The organism is Enterococcus sp. DIV0901a, from assembly GCF_051711525.1.
GTDB lineage: Bacteria > Bacillota > Bacilli > Lactobacillales > Enterococcaceae > Enterococcus_B > Enterococcus_B faecium.
This window is the reverse complement of record NZ_JBIOMW010000001.1, coordinates 984,778-1,004,308: the sequence shown is the minus strand read 5'-3', so window position 1 is coordinate 1,004,308 and position 19,531 is coordinate 984,778. Positions and strand designations below refer to the sequence as shown.

Genomic DNA, 19,531 nt, shown 5'->3' with positions numbered 1-19,531 from the left:
TCTGCATCGCTCCTTCTAATGGTTATTTTTAATTTGATAAACAAACACTTTCAGATAATTGCCTTCTAAAAAGGTATCCGTCGTCTGGAAATCTTTTGGCAGACGATATAAAGCAAGTTGTTCAAAAGAAACATTTTTGGCATGGAATTCCTCTTCAATCATTGTTTGGAATTGTTCTATCGAGACATTCGCAGCATTTGTAGACGCAATAAGTATCCCGTCTTCTGCTAAAATATCCAGACTATCCTTGACCAGTTCCCCATAATCTTTTGCTACGCGAAAGACTTTTTTCTTATTTCTGGCAAAACTTGGTGGATCCAATACAATCATGTCATATAAAAATTGTTTTCTTTTGGCGTATTTGAAATACTCGAATACGTCCATAACAATGATTTTTTGCTGATCGACATCCAAACCATTCACTTCAAACTGTTCCTGTGTTTTTTTTAAACTGCGTTTTGCTAGATCGACACTTGTTGTTTCGATTGCCCCTCCCATTGCGGCAGCAACAGAAAAGGCGCCGGTATAACTAAACATGTTCAAAACTGTTTTCCCAGAAGCGAAACCTTCTGCTAATGATCCCCGTACTTCTTTTTGGTCTAAAAAGATCCCAGTCATTAATCCTTCATTTAAATAAACGGCAAATTTTACTCCGTTTTCTTTTACGATCAAGGGTTCCGGTGCCTCTTTTCCGTAAATGAACTGGCTCTCAGGCAGATTTACTGATTCAAATCGAATTTTCTCATAGCCTCCTATGATTTCCGGGTAGATTTCACGAAAAGCTTGAATCAATAATTCACGATGTGCATATAACGTTTCGTTATACCAAGAAAAAACAGCATAACCTGCATAATAATCAACAATCAGACCGCCGATCCCGTCTCCTTCTCCATTGAATATACGAAAAGCGGTAGTAGAATCATCTGAAAAAAAGAAAGTTCTTTTTTCTTTTGACTTCACAAAAAGTTCTTCAAAAAATGATTGATCAAATGGGATGTTCTGCTGGCTCAATACCCAACCGATTCCCTTATTCTGCTTTCCTAGATACCCTTTTGCGATAAATTGGTTTTGCGAATCAACTAATTCCACCCATTGCGTGGTTTCTTTTTGGGGATGAGCAAGGTCTTCTTTTTGGATCAGTGGATATCCTTTTTTCAATCGATTGCTTGCTCTTTTTTTTACTTGTACTTTCATTCCTTCACCTGCTTTAGCTTTCTCTTCCCAAGTATAACAAAAAACATAGGACTTGTCTTACTGCTCATTTTTTCATGAAGCTTAAAGAAAACCTTAATGAAACAGCATAAACTTCTGGTTTCAATTGACACTATATTGTCATACTAGTAAAATAAATGAGAATAAGTGAGCTGTGTAACATGGTTTCATGACACTTCTGTGATTAAGAAGTGCAGAAAGGAAGATTATCTTGAAATATATAAAAACACCTGCCTTTTTGAATAAGAGGCTCGGATTTTTTTCTTTACTAGTCGTTTTACTTTGGTTGAAAACGATTTTTGCCTATTTAGTTGATTTCCATCTCGGAATCGAAAGTGGCATTCAATACTTTATCTTGTTTATCAACCCTATTGCAACTACATTGTTATTACTTGGAATTGCTCTTTATATCAGACGCCCTAGAGTTGCTTATATCACGATGATGGTCATTTATTTTCTTTTGACATTGCTTGTTTTTTCGAATGTCACTTATTATCGAGAATTCACGGACTTCATTACGATCAACACGATTTTAGGTGCTGGGAAAGTAGCGAGTGGTCTGGGAGAAAGTGCCATTCGACTGTTTCGCCCATATGATGTGATCTATTGGATCGATTTTATTATCTTGACTGTTCTGCTGATTGCCAAAAAAATCAAGTTGGACCCTCGCCCGATTCGAGCAAGAATGGCTTTTGCGATCTCTACATTAGCAGTTATGATTTTCTCAGGAAATCTTTTTATGGCGGAAGCTGATCGTCCAGAATTATTGACTCGAACATTCTCTCGTGATTATTTGGTCAAATATCTTGGCTTGAATGCTTTCATGGTTTATGACGGTGTTCAAACTTACCAGACAAACCAAGTGCGAGCAGAAGCAAGTCCCAATGATATGAAAGAAGTAGAAAATTATGTAAAAGAACATTATGCAGCACCAAATGACGATTTGTTCGGGCTTGCTAAAGGAAAAAATGTGATTTATATCCATTTAGAAAGCTTCCAGCAATTCTTGATCGATTATAAATTGACAGATGAGAATGGTGTCCAGCATGAAGTTACACCTTTCATCAATAGTCTTTACCACAGCAATAGCACGTTCAGTTTTGACAACTTTTTCCATCAAGTAAAAGCAGGAAAAACAAGCGATGCGGAAACGCTGATGGAAAATTCATTGTTTGGCTTGAATCAAGGCTCCTTGTTCACACAATTAGGCGGAAAAAATACTTTCCAAGCTGCACCTGATATTTTAAGTCAAACACAAGGTTACACTAGTGCGGTATTCCATGGGAACGCTGGTACATTCTGGAATCGAAACGAGACATATAAGAATTTAGGATATGATTATTTCTTTGATTCTTCTTATTATGATGTTAATGATGACAATTCGTTCCAATACGGTTTGCATGATAAACCATTTTTCCAACAATCCGTACAATACTTGGAACGTCTGCAACAACCATTTTATTCAAAATTCATTGCTGTATCTAACCATTATCCTTATTCAAAATTCACCAATGACGAAGCAGGATTCCCGTTAGCCAATACAAATGATGAAACGATCAACGGTTACTTTGCGACAGCCAATTATTTAGATACCGCCGTACAAGAATTCTTCAATTATTTGAAAGAAAGCGGCTTGTATGATAATTCAGTCATCGTCCTTTACGGTGACCATTACGGTGTCTCGAATTCAAGAAATAAAAATCTAGCTGAATTAGTTGGAAAAACAAGTTCTACTTGGACAAACTACGACAATGCACAAATGCAGCGTGTCCCTTATATGATCCATATCCCTGGACAAACACAGGGCGGAATCAATCACACTTACGGCGGACAAGTTGATGCCTTGCCTACATTACTTCACTTACTAGGTGTAGATACAAAAAATTATATTCAGTTAGGACAAGATCTATTCTCGAAAGATCATGAACAGCTTGTTTCTTTCCGTGATGGCGATTTTGTTACTCCAAAATATACTTACTACGGTGGTACCATCTACAGTAATGAAACTGGTGAAGCCATTACTGAACCTACTGAGGAAGTACAAAATGAAATTGATTCACTCAAAGAAAAAGTTGATAAACAGTTAGCTGTTTCTGATCAAATCAATAACGGTGATCTTCTTCGGTTCTATACGAATAGTGGATTAGACCCAATTGATACCAGTGATTATGACTACAAGAATGGCTTAGAGAAATTAAAAGAAGCTGAAAAATCTCTTGGTGACAAGTCAACTAGTGTCTTTAGTGAACACAACGGACAATCAACTGTTGATCTTTATAAAACGCAAACGTACCAAGAACTTCACGGAACGACCACAAGTTCTTCCGAATGATAAAATAAATTTAAAAGGAGCAGCGACAAAATTATTGTCGTTGCTCCTTTTTTCGAATAAACAGTGTTCAAAAGCTTGCATCTACGGTAATAGAATAGGGCAGCTTCTTCACAACCTCTTGCTTTTTACAAAATATTTTCTGGTTTTAATTCGTGATTTCACTAAAGGAATTTCATACTTTATTCATATTCATTTTCTATACTTTTTATAGAGGTGAAAAGTATGAAAATAATCCGCTATGCTACTGCTCGATTAATTTATTACAAAAAGCAGACAATACTCTATTGTTTATTTTCAAGCTTTTCTGCTTTTTTATTGATAGCATGCCTGACTCTTTACCATTTGCAATCGGCTTTAGCCAATCAAGTCCAAGATCGGCTTTCATTTATTGGCGCTTCTGCATCTACAGAGCTTCTTCCGGCTTTAGAATTAGCTAGCCGATTTTATATAAAAGGCATATTCAGTTTATTTTTTCTATTTGCCTTCCTTTTTATCTTTTTCTTTTACTATTCAGTCAGGCAAAACAAGCAGGAATTGATCAATTGGCGCCTGACTGGTCTTTCTAAAACCAAATTATTCCTTTTTATTTTCTGGCAGCTGTTCTTTCCTCTCTTTCTTTGTTGTATCTTGGTTTTATTGTGGATCGTCAGCTTCCAGTCAGTTTATGAAGCGCTTCTTCAAAGGATCAATTTTTTTGTCTTAAAGACTACTGAACTGCCAGATATCCGTGATATCTTGACTTCGGTAAGCGGACTTACAATTCCGATGGATCAACAGACTTTTTTTACCATCGATTTCCAAAATGATCTTTTTTTCACAGATATACTTAAGGGATTTGCCCAAACTCTTATTGGGCTCAGTGGATGCTGTCTCATTCTTAGTCTATTCCCTTTCACTTTTTTTATCCATCATTTGCAAAGTAGGAGGCCTGGACGTAATGAAACCTGAATATTTGATTCATGCTGAACACTTGACCGTTATTTTGTGTCCTCTCGAAAAACAGCATAAAATATTGGAGCACTTGAAAAAAGAGGTTCTTGTTGCAAAACTGGATAATTTTGCGATCATCCAAAAAAATTGGCCGATGTTTCCTTATCTGAATCTTAAAGACCATGTCCTGTTGGATGTACCGGAAAAAGAAATCAAAGAAGATCGTTTGGCCTATCAAGAAAAACTTGATATCTCTCCTTCCTTGCTTAATTGTGCGGCAGTTGAGTTGACGTCTTTTGAAAAAGTAAAGCTGCAATTACTTCATGCCTTGCTTTCCAAGCGAAACAATATTGTTATTGAAGATACATTTGATGAACTTAGTGTATTGGAGATCCAAGAGCTACTCCACTTGCTTTCTTATTTAGCTCATGAAGAAAATCAAGGTATCTTACTCTTTACTCATGATGCTACTATTGCCCAAAGTCCTTATATTGATCGTTTAGAGCCCGCGGGCTAAATCAATCATTTTATAGTAAAAACAAGCGGTATAGAAGATCGATTCATGATCTTTTATACCGCTTGTTTTTTACTCTTCTTTGATTTCTACGTCAGGCAAACGAACAGTGAATTTTGTTCCTTTTCCTAGTTCGCTTTCTACTTCTAATTTTCCTTTATGCAAGCGTACAAGTTGCTGCACGATTGGTAAACCTAATCCTGATTCACCATATTTTGTATTTTTTCTTGAAGGATCTACTTTATAATAACGATCCCAGATACTTTTCATTTGTTGTTCAGACATTCCAATTCCCGTATCTTCAATCGTGATGATCGTTTCAAGATAGCCTTTTTCTAGAGTAATCGTGATTTGGCCGTTTTCAGTAAACTGTATCGCGTTTTGAATAATATTGACCATGATTTGGACAAATCGGTCATAATCAGCGTAAACATCAATATCATCAACGGCTTTCAATATCAATGTATCTCCTGCTGCTTCTGCTTTAGCTTCTAACTGTGCAACAATATTTTTCAATGTTTCTGTTCCATTGAATTTTTTAATGACCATACTGATTTGATTCGTACGGATTTTTTCATAATCCAAGTTTTCATTCACCAAACGGATCAGACGCTCTGTTTCATTTTTCATCAATTTAATCGCGTTTTCTCGCTGGTTTTCAGGGATTGCATTGTATTCTAACCCTTCCAGAAGTCCGTTGATTGTCGTAAGAGGTGTTCTCATCTCGTGAGAAGCATCTGCCATAAATTGTCTTCGACGATTTTCTTGTTCTTCAATTTCTGCTTGAGATTCTTTCAATGAATTCGTCATTTTATTGAAATCATCTGCTAACTCATCAAATTCATCTTTGTCATGTACGGGGAGCTGTACATCAAAATTACCATTCGTCACTTCTTTCGTCGCATTCCTTAACCGATTGATACGCTTAACTTGGAATGCTGCAAAAGCATAGCTGGCAATGACTGCAACGATACTGGAAAAAATAAATCCTTTGAACAGGTTCAGTGTAATTGGACGAACGCTGTTATCGATATTTCGCGCAGGTTGACTAACTACAAGTGCTCCATAGAATTCATGATTCAAATTAAATGGCACAAGTGCGTAAGAGGTCGCCTGTGCTTGTCCTAAAATATTTTTATTCGATGTGAATTTTTCTTGACGTCCATTCCTCAGATTTTTCCATTGATCAGCTGTTAAGGTAAAATTCAGTAAAGCTGTATTAGTCGGATAAATGACACGTTCGTTTTTATCGATAAATATAAAGTTCACATTTTGTTCTGTCAGTACTTGCTCTGTCAGCAGCAATGCATTTTGAAACGCCTGATCTTGACTAAACTGCGGGAGCGTATCGGCATAGGTTTGCGTTGTCTTTTCAACTGATTCAGCATATCCAAACAGTTGCTGGTAATTGTTTTCTTCAATCGTTTGTTTTGTCAGTTGTGTAAAAGAAACTCCAACGATCAATAAGATCAACGCGACCATTCCGCAAAAAGCTAAGAGTTGCTGATACAAATAACGCATTAGGCAACACCAGAATCATCGAATTTGTAGCCGACTCCCCAAACAGTTTGGATGACTTGTGGTCCGACCTTTTCGATTTTTTGTCGTAATTTCTTGATATGGGCGTCCACTGTCCGTTCATCACCAAAGTACTGATAATCCCAGACTAATTCAAGCAGCTGCTCCCGAGAGAATACTTGACGTGGTTTTTTTGCTAAAGTAAACAATAGATCGAACTCTTTAGGCGTCAGTCCTTCAATTGGCCGGTTGTCCAGATACGCTTCTCGTGTTTTCGTATTCATCTTGAAATGACTAGTCTCGATATCAAAATGATCATCTGAAACTGCTGCTTCTTCTCTTGCTTCTGCCAACTCACTACGGCGATGCAAAGCTTTCATTCGAGCAATAAGCGTCAGAGGACTGAAAGGTTTTGTGACATAATCATCTGCCCCCATCTCTAAGCCGATCACCTGATCGCTTTCAGAATCTCTAGCTGTCAGCATGATAATCGGCACAGTACTTGAAACTTTGCGGATCTCTCTTCCTACTAGCATACCGTCCAGTGTGGGCAAATTCAGGTCTAGTGTAATCATATCCCAATGTTGTGGGTTTTCTAAAAAGGCATCGAGCCCTTCTTTTCCATCATACTTGAAAGTTGCTTCCCAACCTTCATTTAAGAAAAACATCTGCATCATTTCAGAAACAGATTGATTATCTTCAATCATTAAAATATTCATTATCGTTCCCTCCAGTTTCCAGGTCATATTTCTGTAATTTCTTTTCTGTCATAATAAAAATAGGCATAATTGGAAATACTAGCAAAAGCATTTCAATCAGAAAATAATTCGTATGCCCAGATGTCTTTAAATAATAGCCGATCAATGCCATCAGTAAGCCCATAAGAAAAAACCAGTTTCCGCTTGTCTTTTGAGCCAGCCGCCAATGAGCGTCTGTTTTTGCGGCAAGAGGCGAATGGTACCCATAAAAAGGCAGATTTCCTTTTGAGGGCAGAATCCGAAAAAGACTGCCAATTATTAAGAATAAGATACCAATACTGAAAAAAAATCATTCTTTCCCTCCTAAATTCTCTTCTTATAGTATACTCTAAATTGTTGACTGAACCAATATGTTCAGGAATTCTTCACGAAAGGTTTGTCTTTTGTTCATTCTTTGTTAAGATAAACTTATTCCAATAAAAAAGGAGTTTTATTTGTGTCAAATTATCGTGCAATCACTTTCTTTGATCTTGATGGAACATTACTAGATGCGAAATCAAAAATCACACCCGAAGTGGCAAAAGCTATGAACGCATTAAAAGAAAACAATGTTCTCCCCGTCATCGCTACAGGACGTACAGAAGCAGAAATCCACTCTATCATGGAAGATGCGGGCATTACTTCTGCGGTCACCATGAATGGTTCTTTCATTCGAGTAGACGGCGAAGAAATCTATTCTCAAACATTTTCTTCAGAAGAATGTCAAAAAATGTATGATCATGTACAGTTGAACGGTCATGAACTTTCTTACTATAACGATCAGAAAATCTGGTGTACCGGTCATAGCCAAACAATGATCAATGCTTACGACTTCATTCATTCAGATGTTCCGGAAATTGATCCTTTAGGCTTTAAAGAAAACACAGTAAATATGTTGCTGATCTTATCTCAATCAGGTGACGAATACTATCACGAACATTTTCCTGAGCTAACTTTTTATCGGAATGGTCCTTACTCGATCGATACAGTGAAGAAAGGAATCTCAAAAGGGGCAGGTGTCAAACGTCTGCAAAAAGAACTTCAGCTGGAAAAAGTTCCTACTTTTGGATTTGGCGATGGTCCGAATGATTTTGCCTTGTTGGAAGCTTGCGACAACAAAATCGCTATGGGCAACGCCTATGACGGATTAAAAGAACTTTCTACCTTTATCACAAAGAAAAATACAGAAGGCGGAATTGTCCACGCATTGAAGTATTTTGATCTGATTTAAGATCTTTTTTTGAAGCTACCTCTTTTCTTAAGAAAATCGCTTATTTTTTCTTAAGAAAGGGGCAGTTATTATATAAATAATGGGATATGATTCGCTTTTTTATTGAATTTATCCCAATATATGCTATAATAATTTTGTATGAAAAATACACGTAACCCTTGTTAGCTAACGGGGACGTTACGGATTCGACAGGCACAGTCGAGCTTGAATTGCGTTTCGTAGGTTACGTCTACGTAAAAACGTTACAGTTAAATATAACTGCTAAAAACGAAAACAACTCTTACGCTTTAGCTGCCTAAAAACAGTTAGCGTAGATCCTCTCGGCATCGCCCATGTGCTCGAGTAAGGGTCCTAACTTTAGTGGGATACGTTTCAACTTTCCGTCTGTAAGTTGAAAAAGAGAACATCAGACTAGCGATACAGAATGCCTGTCACTCGGCAAGCTGTAAAGCGAATCCTTAAATGAGTTGACTATGAACGTAGATTTTTAAGTGGCGATGTGTTTGGACGCGGGTTCGACTCCCGCCGTCTCCATATATGTATGGTTGAGACAGATAAACATGTATGAAAAACGTTGTTAAATCAACGTTTTTTTATTTTGGTCAAGGAGAGAAAAGTAGAGAAATGCAAAATTTTTTGCATTGATTTTGCATTCAAAAAAGCATTCAAACATTTAGAAATCCCCAATACGTATTCAGGAAAATCTATTTTAAGGTTTACAACACAAACATTAGTTTGTATACTCTTTTCGAGGTGAACTTTATATGTTAATGGAAGGAAAAACACAATTATGGTTTAAGCATGTTCCTTCAAATAAGTTTTTTAATTATAAACTCTAGAGAAATTAATTCATCCTAACATAAAATAATTGTTCACTCAAAAGTTTTTCTAAAACAATTAAAACAGCAGGCTTCACATTCGCTATACATTTGTAAGAAGCAATAATTCTTGTACTAAAAGGCATAATTGCTTTATTTATTTTTTGACTTCTCTTCAAACACAAGAAGTAGTTGTGTAATAATTGCAGAAATAAGGATTCCAATAATAGATATAAAATTTGACATGGAAACGTCTATAACATTAAAAGAATAAAGTGTTGAAGAAAGTAAACTGATTGAAATAACCCCTCCGTAAAAAATAGTCTGTGAATATACCCACTTTTTTTCAGAAGACGTACTTCGTTTGGTTCTAAAACCTATCCCTGCATTTCTACTCTTATCAAAAAACCAAATATTTAGAAGTAATAATATTGCTATTATTAAGATAAAATTACTGTAAAAATCCAAAAGCTATCCTCCTAGCAACTATTTAAATGCCCAAAAAAATTACGTCTAGATAATATCATACCTACGTTTTCACTTATAAATTTTTCATAAAAAAAGCGTTTAGAAGCATAATCGTTAATACAGATGGTAACCAATGTAACTGGTTTGAACTGGGATATCATCCTCTCCATATATGTATTGCTAAGACTAATAGATACTATAAAAGACTTGATAGTTTTGCATTGATTTTGCCTAATACTGAGCATAGGTGTATGCTAAACGATACTATAAGGAGTGTGTACATAATGAAAAGAATTCTGTTTATCAGTTTATCAAATTTATTGTTACTTACTGCTTGTGGGACTTCTGCATCAAAGAACATACCTTCAGATACGCAAATTTCGAATAGTATCGATTCAACAATTTCTACAAATGAGAAAAATTCTCCGGTAGAAACTTCCGATATAAAAGTTTCTACCTCTGCAAAAAACAGGGTAAAGAAACTGTCAGCACGTCTCCTTTATTTCAAACAAACTCTGAATTAGCCTCTTCATCTTTTTCAGCAAATAATGATGATAGTTTCGCGTTTACTCCTAACTAAATGCAACCTTTACAAATGCTTTACGATAACAAGCCTGAGCTAAATGATCCTGATATCAGTTTTGCATTTTTTGAAATGATTGGATCGGATGATCTTTTTAAAACTACTAGTTTGTCTATCCGAAAATAGGACAGTTCTGGCGGTATAGGTTTTTATCGAGTTTCTCCACCAGGCCTCGTTACAGAAACAGATTCTCTAGGCGAACCTTTTGAATAAATCAAAAATCATGAACAATCACTGCCAACTAAATAAAGTGTCTTCAAAAGCTTGGTCTTCTCGCTTTTGAAGGCACTTTATTTAAATCTTTATGAAACTAAAGTATGTTCATATTTATTGCTGTAGTTATATAGATATTCTGTTGTTTCCAACTCATAAACGTGAGTGTATTTTGCCACTACTTTTCCGCATTTTTCTAATATTTCATTGCGATCGACGTCATGATATTCGTCTACGCAGATCACAACACAATTTTCTAATTTACTGATTACTTCTCCAACCACTTTTTGTTTCAAGCCAATAGGTTGGCAAATATATTTTTTTCCTAAAATGATAGTTTCGTTATTCATATTTCATCCATCCTTAATGTGTTTTTCATTATTTAAAATGATAATACCATTAAAATATGATTATGAAAACCAATAACACTTGTGATTTTATAAAAAAATAAAAAAACCGAAAAACAGAAATGCCCACTGTCTTTCCGGCTCTTTTTATTCTTGATTTCTCTTCTTTTTTGTTTCAATAGACGATTTTAGTTATTAATAAATGAAAAAGCATTTATATTAAAATTTGCTAATAAAAGATCTACATATTTTTCTAGAAATGCTTGATCGATTTCATCATACCCTTTCGTTACTCTGCAATCGATATCTAAAACACCGATTAAATTACCTTCTTTTACCATTGGCACTACGATTTCTGATTGTGCGGCTGAATCGCAGGAAATGTAATTTGCATGGGTTTTGACATCATCAACGATCAATGTTTCTTGTTTTTCAGCTGATTCTCCACAAACTCCTTTTCCCATCTTGATACGTGTGCAAGAAACTCGCCCTTGGAACGGTCCTAAAATCAATTCATTACCATCGAATAAATAATATCCTGCAAAGACAGTCTCAGGCAAAGTCTCATTCAACAATGCAGATGAATTTGCTAAATTTGCTAACCAGTTATCTTCTGCTTCTAATAATCCTTGTTGCTGTAATAATAAAATTTCGTATGCATCTTTTTTCTGTTTTTCTGTCCACATGATAAAAACCGCTCCTTTTTGATCTATGGAGAAGATTATAGCTCAGTTTTTTTGTAAACGCTAGGTTTCCTCCTTAAAAAAACGAGATACGTCAGGTTGATCACCTTGAACGCATCTCGCTGTCTTTTTCTATTCTGCTTGTTGGATTTCTGCTGCTAAATCAGCATAATCAATCGTTTCGTGAACAAAAGTCGGATCATCAACTGGAAAATGCTGTACAAGGGACGAGATGCGGCTAATCTCAACTTTTCCTTCAGCCACTTCAAAATCCATTACATGTCCGCCAAATGTATGTGTATCATCGATAAAATGCAGGTGAAATCCCGCTGCAGCAACTCCTTGGAATAATTCAGGCGTAAAGAACCCGACTAATGTTCCTTGGACATTGCTTTGTTGAAATTCTGGTTGAGACTCTGAAATTTTTGCTAGTCTTCTGTAAGGTTTTTCTTGCTTCGGCATGATACGGATGTGCATATTTTTGAATAATCCAGTTATCTTCACTGCCAAAAATAGGTTTTCCCCGGCTTCTCTTACTAATATGTCTTTTTTCAATTGTTCTCCATCTGCAGTTTTTGAGACAGAAAAACTAGTATCTGGCGTAAAATCTGTAATTGCTGCATAGGGGGTAAGTTCACTTCCATCTAATTGGGCAACTGAGCCATCTGATCTTCCTTGATAAGCTACGCCATCTAAAAAGATGACTTCACCATCAAGTCCATGCAATGTTCCCAATCCCAGAGTTCCTTTTTCTAATATATGAGCAATCGTTTCTGTTCCATCCATCAAGCCGGCCATCAAAGCTCCTAATGTCCCGTGCTGGTATAAGATTTTTTCAGTCATGTCGACACTTCCTTAATAGAATTGATCTGGTAAGATTGTTTCTCCCAATTTCTCATTATCACGGTAATCAATCGGAATATCAATAATTACGGGTCCTTCTGTCGCAAATCCTTCTTCTAAAGCTTTTTCTAATTCCTCTACACTTGTAGCTCGGATTCCTTTAGCGCCAAAAGCTTCTGCATATTTCACAAAATCAACTGGACCAAAGTCTACACCTGACGCCCGTTGATATTTCATTTTTTCTTGGAACTCTACCATATTGTAGTGTCCATCATTCCAAATCAAATGAACGATATTCAATTTTTTACGTACAGCCGTTTCTAAATCCTGGGCAGAGAATAAAAATCCCCCATCGCCGGAAACTGATACGATTTGTGTATTTGGACGCACCAATGCAGCAGAAATCGCCCATGGCAATGCAACACCAAGCGTTTGCATACCATTACTGAATAACAAATGACGAGGTTCATAACTTCTAAAGTGGCGTGCCATCCAAATATAATGACTACCTACATCTACGGTAACAGTCATATCATCTGTTACTTTTGACTGAAGCGTGTTAATGACTTCTAAAGGATGCAAGATACCTGCTTCTCCTTTTGATTGAACAATGTCCCGCTCCGTTAATTTTGCTTGAAGAGATGCTAAATATTCTTTTGCATCTTCTGACACTTGTTGAGGCTCTAATGAACCTGTCAATAAATCAAGAGTGGCTGAGATATCACCGATCAATTCTCTTTCAGGCTGCATAAAAGGATCGATTTCAGCTGGCGCTTCATCGATCACAATGATCCGCGCATCTTTTTCCGCATTCCAGTTTCTTGCTTCATATTCGATTGGATCATAGCCAATTGCAATAACTAGATCACTTCGTTTCAAAAGCATATCTCCTGGTTGGTTTCTAAATAAACCCACACGACCAAAGAAATGCGCTTCTAATTCACGTGAGATCACTCCAGCTGCTTGGAATGTCTCTACAACAGGCAATGCTGTCTTTTCAACTAATTGCCTGATGGCTAACGTTTCTTTTTCACTTGATCCTCGCATACCTACTAATAGTACCGGTAGTTTTGCTTCTCTAATGCGTTCAGCTAGGTAACGGATATCATCTGCAGAAGCAGAACCTAATTTAGGATCGCTCAATGGCTTGATGACATTACCTTGGACAGGTGCATCCACTACATCTTGCGGGATACTGATAAAGCTCGCGCCTTTTTTTGAACTCTTAGCCATACGATAAGCATTGGCAATCACTTCTGAAATTGTTTCTGGATCTTGGATTTCTGCACTGTATTTTGTGATTGGCTGGAACAGTGCTGCATTATCCATGCTTTGATGGGTCAACTTCAATAGATCGCTTCGTTTTACTTGTCCGGCAATTGCTAAAACTGGGTCACCTTCTGCTGTCGCTGTTACCAAACCTGTAGCTAAGTTACTAGCACCAGGACCACTTGTTGCGATAACTACTCCTGGCTCTCCTGTAATACGTCCGATTGCTTGTGCCATAAATGCAGCATTTTGTTCGTGACGAGTCACGATTAATTCAGGACCTTGATCCTCTAATTCATTAAATACACCATCGATTTTTGCACCTGGTATACCGAATACATAATCAACGTGATGATTAATCAAACTTTCTACTACAGATTTCGAACCTTGTTTCATTTTTTCAGCCATTGAACATCGTCCTTTTTATGGTTTATTTTTAATTATTAGTTAGAAATAATCACAAATAAGTGATACAGTTTCTAAACCTGTTTCATTCAGAAGTATAGCACGTTTTATTTCATTTGTTTAGCCATATGTTTCAAAAAATGAAAAAGAATGACAGTTTTTACATAAAAAACTGTCATTCTTAATTGAAAGTTTCAACCAATTTCACAAAAGGTCATATATAATTCAGCAACAATCGTGTCTCATCAATCAGAAAGTTTAATTTCTGTCCATTTTTCAAAGTGACAGTAATCATCTCACCATCTTCTTCGATTTTATCTGCTTTTAGAGGAAGATAGTTCAAGTAATCATCTATAATTTGTTTTTTCCCCCGGTTATTTTGATCTTCATCAAAATAAGATAACCGTACAACTTTTTTGTTCGTTTCATCAATGATTGCCGTTCCGTAGCCTGTTTGCGTGAGGAATTCCATTTGCCAAAATACGCTGTCCTCTGAGATCAAAACTTCATAGTCTTGAACAATTACTGGCTCTTTTGGCATGGATAGCTTTTGAAATAGCTGATTTAATTCCTCTCGCAGCCGATTGACCATATCTAATTGGCTCTGATCTGATTCTTCCATAATAGAAAAAGATTGGGCTTGGCTCATTGCTGTTTCGATAGAGGGAGAAGAAGCTGAACTTAAAGAAGAGATATCTACTGTTCTTTGTTCTTTTGCAGTAATACTACTCGCTAAAATATCTGGTAAAAAAAACAATCCTGCACTGAATACCAGAAAGAAAGCAGAAAGAAGATATAATTTAATTTTCATCTGTTTCCCCTCCTAAAGCAAAATCGATCGTGATCATTGTCCCTGAGTCTAGCGTACTTTCTATGTCAAAAGAACTATTATGCAATTCGGTTATTTTCTTTACCAAAGCTAATCCAAGTCCTAAATGTTTCGTTGTCCTTGAAGGATTTCCTGTAAAAAATTCATCTGTTACTTTAGACAAATTTTCTGCTGGTATCCCTCTCCCATTATCGGAAAACTGCAGAATATAACGCTTTTCTTTCTTTATTCCTTTGACCACTAATTTTCCATCTTCTGCTATAGCTTCTAATGAATTCGCCAGAATATTCATTGCTAGTAACTTGAAAAGATTGATGTCTAGCAAAATATTGGCAGGTTCTAGTTCGATAGTATAAGTAAATCCTTGTTTCATTCCTTTAAGAAACTTGTTTAGATCATTGCTGATCATGCTGGTCGATATTTCTTCAAGAGAGACATTTGTTCTTTCCAGTTCTATCAATTTCAAAATATCATTGGACAAATGTTTTAGCCGGTTGCTTTCTTCAAGGATATAATCGACAGATTCTTTGGCTGATTGGTCCAATTTTTCCCATTTCAGCATTTGCGCATAGCCGATAATGGAAGTCAGCGGCGTTCGAATCTCGTGAGAAAAGCTAGAAACAAATAAATCTTGCTTTTCCTTTGCCTGACGGAGAGTTTCTAAATCGTAGTTCAATTTATCAGCCATATTGTTCAAACTGTTCCCTAATTTCCCAATTTCGTCTTGAGTATTGACTATTGCCCGTTCTTTCGTCTTACCTTCTGTGATATGCTGGGCTACAGAAATCAGCTGATTGATGGGCTTCAAGATCATGCTTGTTAGAAAATAAGTGACGGGAATGATAGCCAAAAGCAAAAAGAGTAAAATCAGCCGAAAATAGACAAGGGAATCTTTCGCGATTTCTTCATAGTTCTTTGCTTGATGGTAAGTAGCTAAACGATAGATAGTGTCGGGTATCTTTGAAGTCGAATAAAGTATCTTTTTGTTTTTAACAGTAACCATATCACTGATTTCTACAATATGATTAGACAACTCTTTTGGAGAATCGTATTTTTCAAACAAAGTAGGCTTTGTACTAAAAACCGTTTTACCTTTTTTGTCTAGAATCTCAAATTCTCCGATTTTGGCTGCAGCTACGAATTCACCATTTTTTCTCATTTCATCTGTTGTTTCATCTCCGTCTGTTTTCGTCGACAAAAGCAGTAAGAGATTTTTCTGCTGGTTGACTAGCACTTCTTTTTCTTGAGAAACTGTGCGCTGGTAAATCGCATGCAGTGTAAAACCACTGACCACCAAATAAATGAGTAAAAAGAAGAATAATAATGAAAAGAAAACTTTGCTCGTATATTTCAAGTTCACCCCTCCAATAGGTAACCTACACCATAAATCGTACGCAAGTCCTGTCCTAATTGCAATTTATTTCTGATTCGTTGGATGTGTAAATCAAGCGTTCTGGAGTTGGGTTCTTCTTCCCTTCCCCAGATTTTTTGATAGATTTTTTCTCTTGGCAAAATAATTGCTTTATTTCTAATTAAGTAAAGAAGTAATTCATATTCTTTAGGAGTCAAAGAAACAGCTTGATTTCTTACAGTGACGGCTCTTGTTTTTTCATTGATTTCGATATACTTCCATTTCAATAATTTATTTGAGCTAGATTTTCCGTTTCTTCGAAGAACAACTTCCACCCGTGCCAGCAATTCTTCTAGATCAAATGGCTTTGTTATATAATCTTCAGCTCCTGACCTTAATCCGCTCACTCGGTCGGAAATCTGGTCTTTGGCTGTCAAGAAAATAACGGGGAGATCATACTCACGCATATACGCAAATACTTCATAACCATCGATTTCAGGAAGCATGATATCCAACAACGCCAAATCAAATTCCTGCTGCTCGATGATATCTGCCGCTTCCTTTCCTGTGAATACTGAATAGACCGTATAGCCATTTTTTTCTAATGTACGAACTAAAAGTTTATTGATTGCAAGATTATCTTCTACTACTAGTATCTTCATACAGATCCTCACCTTCTGCCAATAGAGCAAATTTTATCCCTAACTTATAAATATACACGAATATCAGTGAAAAGAAAAAGATGAGTACGATCAATAAAAAAGATGGACTGTCTATCCTGGTAAATGCTTCGATCAATCTCATGAGCGTTTCTTTGCTGTCGGTGAAGACGTCTGTACTGTTCAATCTTAAAAAGCGACCGAAGTAAATCCCTATGGCGTTGATAAACAAGATGATGCTGACAACTAACCATTGATAGACGCCTATTCCGATTTTTTTGACGATTATATCGGTAACTATCCATAAGCTTTCACAACCCAAAAATGTGGTTGGAAAGACAGAAAGAACGACTAGCAACAATTTATACCAGATTTCCATCTCCATACTTATCATCATAGTTGATGGATCATAAGGTGAAAGCAAAGACAGATGGAATAAATCGGTGAACAAATAAAAGTTATTGGGAAAAAACAGTAACCAGAATAAGATCAGCACGAGAGAGACTAATTTGGATCTGCTGGATTTTATCCACATCGCTAATTCAATCGGGATATATGCCAGAATCGTATTAGTAAAAAATAAATAAAAAACACTTTTTTCATAAAAAGAAAGATAAAGAACGAGCAGCAACAAAATGTAATATCCTCTAATAAAATACATCTGCTTTTGAATCATTGGACATCTCTCCTTTTTTAAACTAAACGGGTCGGTGATCATTGCGCCCATAATAATTTTCTGCTTTTGATGGATTATCTAATAAATCGCTGATGGTCGTAAAAGTATATCCTTCTCTTTTTAATTCATCAATCAGCACAGGAACAGCATCTACGGTCTCAGGATAGATATCATGTAGTAAGATAATTGCACCGTCATATACTGTGCTTTTTACTTGCTGCAGAATTTTTTCCTTTTGTCTAGATTGCCAATCTTTCGAATCAACAGACCATTCGATCATTGGGCGATTAATGATTCCTGCTCCTTTTTTTGTGATAGAGCCATACGGAGGTCGGACATATGCTGGCTTTTTACCGATTGCTTTCAAAATAGCGTTATCTGTTTGAGTAATTTCAGCACTGATTTCCTGGTCAGATAGACCTGCTAAATCTTTATGTGAAAATGTATGGCTGCCGATTTGATGACCTTCTTGTACCTCTTTTTTCAAAAGTTGTTCGTTCTGGGAAACATTTTCTCCTAGAACAAAAAAAGTGGCATGTATATCTTTTTGTTTTAAAACTTCTAAAAGTTTCGGCGTTGTGGACGGATTAGGCCCGTCATCAAAGGTAAGAGCAATGGTCTTTGATGATTTCATTGTATCTTCCGTTTCTTTATTTTTTTCATTTTTTGTTTGCTGTTCCTTTGTGGTGATCGTTGGACTGGTAGAATTTTGTATTTCTGTTTGCTCTTGTTTCCTGGAGCTTTCAGTATTTTCTATTGTTTTGTCTTCGTTCGTTGAGGGCGTGAAGACTCTGTCTGCCATATAGACGCTTCCCCCTGTGATCCCTATTAGAAGGATGATTATTCCAAAGGCTATCAAACTTTTTTTAATCATATTCCTCTCTCCTGCTTTACTGTAATTGCTGACTGATTCGTTTGATTTCTGCATCAGTCATTTTTTGGTAAGATATGCCGTCAATTATTTCTTCTTCCCCTTTTAATTGATCCGTACTCATTTTAAATTTGTTGTTCTTCGTTATATATAATTTCAGCAATTCTCCCAAAGGTAAATTGGTTTTCATATTGTTGCCTAAAACATTGATGATTTTGTCTACTTTAGGTATGGATTCCAGAGTCAATAGCTTCTGCATAATCGCTTTGATCACTTTTTGCTGTCGAATTTGTCTCCCATAGTCACCATTAGGATCGTCATATCTCATTCTTGACCAGGCAAGTGCTTCTTCTGGAGATAACGTAAGGGAGCCTTTTGGGAAATCATAGTGATCAAAGCTGAAAGCAAAATCATTGTCCACTTCAATATCGCCAACGATACTTAGAATACTCTCCAGCCCTTTCATATTCATTGCCATGTAGTAGGGAATAGTAGTATCAAGCATACTCTCTGTCGTTTGAATAGCAGTTTGTTCTCCTCCGTAAGCATAAGCGGCATTCAATTTGTCAAATCTGTTTTGTCCTGCGATTTGAACATAGGTATCTCGCTCTAGACTAATCAATTTTATTGCTTCATTTTTCAGATCAACATGAGCAGCAATCATTGAATCCGATCTTCCTCGTTCCGTCCTTCCAAATTCTCCAGTATCTACACCTAATAGCAGTACATTGAACCGATCGGGTAATTGTGTGTCTGTATCGGCTGAATATTTCACATTCATGTTGGCGGCTGTTTTTTTTGAAACCTCAGACAGGTTTTGCAATTTCATATATTCGCTTACACCATAAGCACCTGCTGCTATAATAAACATCAATAGAAAAATAGATATGATTTTTAACGTTTTATACATTTATCTTCTCCTCCTTTGCTGTTAAGGATAGAAGCAAAATCTATCTGATTTGTATCTAAATACCATACTTTAGAGAAATTAAAAAAAGGTTGTGCCAAAATTCTTGTCATAACCTCTTGATAAACGGTATTC

At 36.3% G+C, this 19,531-nt stretch carries 21 protein-coding genes and 1 other RNA gene; 7 read left to right on the top strand and 15 right to left on the bottom strand.

Translation table 11 applies throughout. The annotated features are described in order from the left end of the window. Window positions 1-15: 15 nt before the first annotated feature. The gene (locus tag IGL70_RS04725) at window positions 16-1,194 is read right to left on the bottom strand and encodes a class I SAM-dependent rRNA methyltransferase (protein ID WP_002293936.1); all 1,179 of its coding nucleotides are present in this window, start codon (window positions 1,192-1,194) and stop codon (window positions 16-18) included. A gap of 229 nt (window positions 1,195-1,423) precedes the next feature. Between IGL70_RS04725 and IGL70_RS04720 the strand changes: the two genes are divergently transcribed. The 3 genes from IGL70_RS04720 to IGL70_RS04710 all read left to right on the top strand — a co-directional run bounded on the left by IGL70_RS04720 (window position 1,424) and on the right by IGL70_RS04710 (window position 4,991). Then, window positions 1,424-3,544, top strand: a complete 2,121-nt coding sequence (locus IGL70_RS04720) for an LTA synthase family protein (RefSeq protein ID WP_010727578.1) — start codon at window positions 1,424-1,426, stop codon at window positions 3,542-3,544. 222 nt (window positions 3,545-3,766) lie between these two features. Next, entirely contained in the window at window positions 3,767-4,492 is a 726-nt protein-coding gene (locus IGL70_RS04715) for a hypothetical protein (RefSeq protein WP_002293939.1), read from the top strand. Then, window positions 4,482-4,991, top strand: a complete 510-nt coding sequence (locus tag IGL70_RS04710) for a hypothetical protein (protein WP_104765342.1) — start codon at window positions 4,482-4,484, stop codon at window positions 4,989-4,991. Before IGL70_RS04715 ends, IGL70_RS04710 begins: the two co-directional genes overlap by 11 nt. A 69-nt stretch (window positions 4,992-5,060) precedes the next feature. Here IGL70_RS04710 and IGL70_RS04705 read toward each other — a convergent pair whose 3' ends face one another. Genes IGL70_RS04705 through IGL70_RS04695 form a run of 3 tightly spaced genes read right to left on the bottom strand, consistent with a single transcriptional unit; the run spans window position 5,061 to window position 7,541 of the window. Further along, complete coding sequence (locus tag IGL70_RS04705) at window positions 5,061-6,509, bottom strand: sensor histidine kinase (RefSeq protein WP_104765341.1); 1,449 nt, start codon at window positions 6,507-6,509, stop codon at window positions 5,061-5,063. Further along, window positions 6,509-7,225: a response regulator transcription factor gene (locus IGL70_RS04700; RefSeq protein ID WP_002293942.1), complete on the bottom strand. Its 717-nt coding sequence runs from the start codon at window positions 7,223-7,225 to the stop codon at window positions 6,509-6,511. Before IGL70_RS04700 ends, IGL70_RS04705 begins: the two co-directional genes overlap by 1 nt. Then, window positions 7,206-7,541, bottom strand: a complete 336-nt coding sequence (locus IGL70_RS04695; protein ID WP_104873901.1) for an SdpI family protein — start codon at window positions 7,539-7,541, stop codon at window positions 7,206-7,208. Before IGL70_RS04695 ends, IGL70_RS04700 begins: the two co-directional genes overlap by 20 nt. A 159-nt stretch (window positions 7,542-7,700) precedes the next feature. Here IGL70_RS04695 and IGL70_RS04690 point away from each other — a divergent pair, with 159 nt between their 5' ends. Further along, on the top strand, window positions 7,701-8,474 hold the full coding sequence (locus IGL70_RS04690) for a Cof-type HAD-IIB family hydrolase (protein ID WP_002288592.1): 774 nt from the start codon (window positions 7,701-7,703) through the stop codon (window positions 8,472-8,474). A gap of 170 nt (window positions 8,475-8,644) precedes the next feature. Further along, window positions 8,645-9,011: a transfer-messenger RNA gene (gene ssrA, locus IGL70_RS04685) on the top strand. Between the two features lie 434 nt (window positions 9,012-9,445). On the opposite strand, the gene IGL70_RS04680 is transcribed toward ssrA, so the two are convergent. After that, window positions 9,446-9,760, bottom strand: a complete 315-nt coding sequence (locus IGL70_RS04680) for a hypothetical protein (protein ID WP_010728278.1) — start codon at window positions 9,758-9,760, stop codon at window positions 9,446-9,448. Window positions 9,761-10,044: 284 nt separating this feature from the next. On the opposite strand from IGL70_RS04680, the gene IGL70_RS04675 reads away from it, so the two are divergent. Both IGL70_RS04675 and IGL70_RS04670 read left to right on the top strand, forming a co-directional pair. Continuing rightward, window positions 10,045-10,284, top strand: a complete 240-nt coding sequence (locus IGL70_RS04675) for a hypothetical protein (protein WP_002321266.1) — start codon at window positions 10,045-10,047, stop codon at window positions 10,282-10,284. A gap of 56 nt (window positions 10,285-10,340) precedes the next feature. Then, window positions 10,341-10,469 (top strand): hypothetical protein, encoded by a 129-nt coding sequence (locus IGL70_RS04670; RefSeq protein WP_002293948.1) that lies wholly within the window; start codon window positions 10,341-10,343, stop codon window positions 10,467-10,469. Window positions 10,470-10,645: 176 nt separating this feature from the next. Here IGL70_RS04670 and IGL70_RS04665 read toward each other — a convergent pair whose 3' ends face one another. The 10 genes from IGL70_RS04665 to IGL70_RS04620 form a co-directional block, all read right to left on the bottom strand. Next, window positions 10,646-10,906: a hypothetical protein gene (locus tag IGL70_RS04665; RefSeq protein ID WP_002289617.1), complete on the bottom strand. Its 261-nt coding sequence runs from the start codon at window positions 10,904-10,906 to the stop codon at window positions 10,646-10,648. A gap of 185 nt (window positions 10,907-11,091) precedes the next feature. Beyond that, the gene (locus IGL70_RS04660) at window positions 11,092-11,589 is read right to left on the bottom strand and encodes a GAF domain-containing protein (protein ID WP_010728277.1); all 498 of its coding nucleotides are present in this window, start codon (window positions 11,587-11,589) and stop codon (window positions 11,092-11,094) included. Window positions 11,590-11,718: 129 nt separating this feature from the next. After that, window positions 11,719-12,429: an acetolactate decarboxylase gene (budA, locus tag IGL70_RS04655; RefSeq protein WP_002289619.1), complete on the bottom strand. Its 711-nt coding sequence runs from the start codon at window positions 12,427-12,429 to the stop codon at window positions 11,719-11,721. A 12-nt stretch (window positions 12,430-12,441) separates the two neighbouring features. After that, window positions 12,442-14,106 carry an acetolactate synthase AlsS gene (gene alsS, locus IGL70_RS04650; protein WP_002297645.1) on the bottom strand — a complete coding sequence of 555 codons (1,665 nt, stop codon included), beginning with the start codon at window positions 14,104-14,106 and terminating at the stop codon, window positions 12,442-12,444. 211 nt (window positions 14,107-14,317) lie between these two features. Then, window positions 14,318-14,914, bottom strand: a complete 597-nt coding sequence (locus IGL70_RS04645) for a hypothetical protein (RefSeq protein ID WP_002302581.1) — start codon at window positions 14,912-14,914, stop codon at window positions 14,318-14,320. Continuing rightward, window positions 14,904-16,292 (bottom strand): HAMP domain-containing sensor histidine kinase, encoded by a 1,389-nt coding sequence (locus IGL70_RS04640; RefSeq protein WP_240186779.1) that lies wholly within the window; start codon window positions 16,290-16,292, stop codon window positions 14,904-14,906. Before IGL70_RS04640 ends, IGL70_RS04645 begins: the two co-directional genes overlap by 11 nt. Continuing rightward, complete coding sequence (locus IGL70_RS04635; RefSeq protein ID WP_104859065.1) at window positions 16,289-16,945, bottom strand: response regulator transcription factor; 657 nt, start codon at window positions 16,943-16,945, stop codon at window positions 16,289-16,291. The genes IGL70_RS04640 and IGL70_RS04635 overlap by 4 nt, the downstream gene beginning before the upstream one ends. Next, window positions 16,920-17,618 (bottom strand): DUF1361 domain-containing protein, encoded by a 699-nt coding sequence (locus IGL70_RS04630; RefSeq protein WP_010727571.1) that lies wholly within the window; start codon window positions 17,616-17,618, stop codon window positions 16,920-16,922. The genes IGL70_RS04635 and IGL70_RS04630 overlap by 26 nt, the downstream gene beginning before the upstream one ends. 22 nt (window positions 17,619-17,640) lie before the next feature. Next, window positions 17,641-18,492: a polysaccharide deacetylase family protein gene (locus IGL70_RS04625; protein WP_010728274.1), complete on the bottom strand. Its 852-nt coding sequence runs from the start codon at window positions 18,490-18,492 to the stop codon at window positions 17,641-17,643. Window positions 18,493-18,508: 16 nt separating this feature from the next. Beyond that, window positions 18,509-19,399 carry an LCP family protein gene (locus IGL70_RS04620; RefSeq protein ID WP_104873903.1) on the bottom strand — a complete coding sequence of 297 codons (891 nt, stop codon included), beginning with the start codon at window positions 19,397-19,399 and terminating at the stop codon, window positions 18,509-18,511. Between the last annotated feature and the right edge of the window lie 132 nt (window positions 19,400-19,531).

Bases quoted from the DNA above. Each gene is read 5' to 3' on its own strand.
- IGL70_RS04725 (WP_002293936.1), bottom strand. From the start codon at position 1,194: ATGAAAGTACAAGTAAAAAAAAGAGCAAGCAATCGATTGAAAAAAGGA.
- IGL70_RS04715 (WP_002293939.1), top strand. From the start codon at position 3,767: ATGAAAATAATCCGCTATGCTACTGCTCGATTAATTTATTACAAAAAG.
- IGL70_RS04710 (WP_104765342.1), top strand. From the start codon at position 4,482: ATGAAACCTGAATATTTGATTCATGCTGAACACTTGACCGTTATTTTG.
- IGL70_RS04705 (WP_104765341.1), bottom strand. From the start codon at position 6,509: ATGCGTTATTTGTATCAGCAACTCTTAGCTTTTTGCGGAATGGTCGCG.
- IGL70_RS04700 (WP_002293942.1), bottom strand. From the start codon at position 7,225: ATGAATATTTTAATGATTGAAGATAATCAATCTGTTTCTGAAATGATG.
- IGL70_RS04675 (WP_002321266.1), top strand. From the start codon at position 10,045: ATGAAAAGAATTCTGTTTATCAGTTTATCAAATTTATTGTTACTTACT.
- IGL70_RS04670 (WP_002293948.1), top strand. From the start codon at position 10,341: ATGCAACCTTTACAAATGCTTTACGATAACAAGCCTGAGCTAAATGAT.
- IGL70_RS04665 (WP_002289617.1), bottom strand. From the start codon at position 10,906: ATGAATAACGAAACTATCATTTTAGGAAAAAAATATATTTGCCAACCT.
- IGL70_RS04660 (WP_010728277.1), bottom strand. From the start codon at position 11,589: ATGTGGACAGAAAAACAGAAAAAAGATGCATACGAAATTTTATTATTA.
- budA (WP_002289619.1), bottom strand. From the start codon at position 12,429: ATGACTGAAAAAATCTTATACCAGCACGGGACATTAGGAGCTTTGATG.
- alsS (WP_002297645.1), bottom strand. From the start codon at position 14,106: ATGGCTGAAAAAATGAAACAAGGTTCGAAATCTGTAGTAGAAAGTTTG.
- IGL70_RS04645 (WP_002302581.1), bottom strand. From the start codon at position 14,914: ATGAAAATTAAATTATATCTTCTTTCTGCTTTCTTTCTGGTATTCAGT.
- IGL70_RS04635 (WP_104859065.1), bottom strand. From the start codon at position 16,945: ATGAAGATACTAGTAGTAGAAGATAATCTTGCAATCAATAAACTTTTA.
- IGL70_RS04630 (WP_010727571.1), bottom strand. From the start codon at position 17,618: ATGATTCAAAAGCAGATGTATTTTATTAGAGGATATTACATTTTGTTG.
- IGL70_RS04625 (WP_010728274.1), bottom strand. From the start codon at position 18,492: ATGATTAAAAAAAGTTTGATAGCCTTTGGAATAATCATCCTTCTAATA.
- IGL70_RS04620 (WP_104873903.1), bottom strand. From the start codon at position 19,399: ATGTATAAAACGTTAAAAATCATATCTATTTTTCTATTGATGTTTATT.